General features: G+C 45.1%; 4 protein-coding genes. 2 read left to right on the top strand and 2 right to left on the bottom strand.

Features of this window, described 5'->3' with window-relative positions; genetic code table 11:
- The first annotated feature begins 199 nt into the window (after positions 1-199).
- On the top strand, positions 200-442 hold the full coding sequence (locus F6K37_RS41115; protein ID WP_131827154.1) for a hypothetical protein: 243 nt from the start codon (positions 200-202) through the stop codon (positions 440-442).
- A gap of 43 nt (positions 443-485) precedes the next feature.
- On the opposite strand, the gene F6K37_RS41110 is transcribed toward F6K37_RS41115, so the two are convergent.
- Together F6K37_RS41110 and F6K37_RS41105 are read right to left on the bottom strand one after the other, a co-directional pair.
- The gene (locus F6K37_RS41110) at positions 486-830 is read right to left on the bottom strand and encodes a HepT-like ribonuclease domain-containing protein (RefSeq protein ID WP_008184220.1); all 345 of its coding nucleotides are present in this window, start codon (positions 828-830) and stop codon (positions 486-488) included.
- Entirely contained in the window at positions 817-1,134 is a 318-nt protein-coding gene (locus F6K37_RS41105) for a nucleotidyltransferase family protein (protein WP_008184218.1), read from the bottom strand. The genes F6K37_RS41110 and F6K37_RS41105 overlap by 14 nt, the downstream gene beginning before the upstream one ends.
- Positions 1,135-1,272: 138 nt before the next feature.
- Here F6K37_RS41105 and F6K37_RS41100 point away from each other — a divergent pair, with 138 nt between their 5' ends.
- On the top strand, positions 1,273-1,488 hold the full coding sequence (locus tag F6K37_RS41100) for a hypothetical protein (RefSeq protein WP_287257046.1): 216 nt from the start codon (positions 1,273-1,275) through the stop codon (positions 1,486-1,488).
- Positions 1,489-1,713: the final 225 nt, after the last annotated feature.

Below are 1,713 nucleotides of genomic sequence, written 5' to 3'. Positions count from 1 at the left end.
CCAACTTAGCACACCTCCCATACTTCCCTTCAAGACTCTCTAGGTGAGCAAAAGCCTTAGTATGATGAATGGCGGCATTTCGATTCAATGCCACAAATTTTCCTAGTTTAACTCCCTGCGTCATCACCGAAAACTCAAAAAACTGTTTTACCTTCACCATCTTTCCTAGCTCGACGCTCCGGCTCAGGAGATTTTTCTAGTGCGATGCTCCAAAAGAGCCGCTACGCGAACGCATTTTGTCCGGTGGGCATTTGTGCTTTGCAACCCCCAACCCTGGCCGAATTCACCTGAGTGCGATCGCACTACAGAATGCGATGCTCCAAAAGAGCCGCTACGCGAACGCATTTTGTCCGGTGGGAAAAGCTGGTTTCCAACCCCAAATTCTGCCCAAATTCACCGGAGTTGGGCATTGGTGGGCATTGCCCATTTAATTGATCCCTGAACAATTTTGATCTTTCTGAGCAATGCCCACCCTAGGATTGTTGTCAACGTTCCTCCTGAATCACCCTTTCCAATTGCTCAACCAGTGGCACTAAATCATTCGTCACCGTTTCCCAAACAATATCTAAATCGATAGAGAAATAAGCATGGGTCAAACGATTTCGCATCCCAATCATCACTGCCCAAGGAATATCAGCATGTCTCCCCCTACATTCAGCTGAAATTCTACCCGCTGCTTCCCCAATAATTTCTAAATCTTTGACAACTGCCAACACCAACATCCTATCCTTAGCTAAATCCTCTCTCATCTTTCCAGACATAAAACCGAGAGCTTCTCTTGCTGCATCCTGCATATGGTGCAAGCGAGTTAAATCGTCAATTGCTGTCATACTGCACCATCGCCTCAGCCATCACTCTGTCTCGAAAATAAATACTTAATTCCTTAGGAGTTCTTAAATCAATCTTTCTCCCTTCTACTAGTTCTGAAAGTTCTATTTCCATACTGGCTAACGTAAATAAACCAGGGGTTTTGCCTGGTTCAAATTCTACTAAAAAATCCAGATCACTCTCCGGTGTAAAATCATCCCTCAACACTGAACCAAATAAAGACAATTTGCGAATATGATGACGCTGGCAAAATTGCTCTATTTCTTCCTTGGGAATCTTAATTGGTAACACCGGGCTTTCACTCATTTCTCTTCTGGATTTTTATCAGGTACAAGATATTATTATAAAGCAGTTGCTAGGAGCAGGTTTATCTATATCCTAGCAGCTTGTAGGGTGGGCATTGCCGGTTTGCAATTCCCAACCCTGCCCAAATTCACCTGAGCAATGCCCACCAACCAGGGTACCCATACTGGCCAAATTCACCTGAGCAATGCCCACCAACCAGGGTACCTATACCCGGTTTCCAACCCCCAACCCTGGCCAAATTCACCGAAGCTTTGCCCACCCAAAGATTTAAGGGTATTGGTGGGCATTGCCCATTTAATTGCTCGGCGTTCAATAATGATCTTTATCAGCAATGCCCACCCTACAATTCTATGATTCTAAGAGTACCGGAAGTTTTTTGTAGGGTGGGCATTGCCGCTTTCCAGCCCCCAACCCTGCCCAAATTCACCTGAGCAATGCCCACCAACCAAGTACTGGTTTGTACAGTCGCAGTTGAGTTTGATAGATATGATCAACATTTTCATCCAGTAGATACTTAATGGTCATTTCCCTTCTTGATCGCTTCTCGTTCAGCCTTGAGTTGCATCAGCTTGACCACAA

Source organism: Moorena sp. SIO4E2 (assembly GCF_010671945.1).
Lineage (GTDB): Bacteria > Cyanobacteriota > Cyanobacteriia > Cyanobacteriales > Coleofasciculaceae > Moorena > Moorena producens.
This window is presented reverse-complemented; position numbering and strand designations above follow the sequence as displayed.

Coding starts and splice junctions, on each gene's coding strand:
- F6K37_RS41110 (WP_008184220.1), bottom strand. CDS start 830: ATGACAGCAATTGACGATTTAACTCGCTTGCACCATATGCAGGATGCA.
- F6K37_RS41100 (WP_287257046.1), top strand. CDS start 1,273: ATGCCCACCAACCAGGGTACCCATACTGGCCAAATTCACCTGAGCAAT.
- F6K37_RS41105 (WP_008184218.1), bottom strand. CDS start 1,134: ATGAGTGAAAGCCCGGTGTTACCAATTAAGATTCCCAAGGAAGAAATA.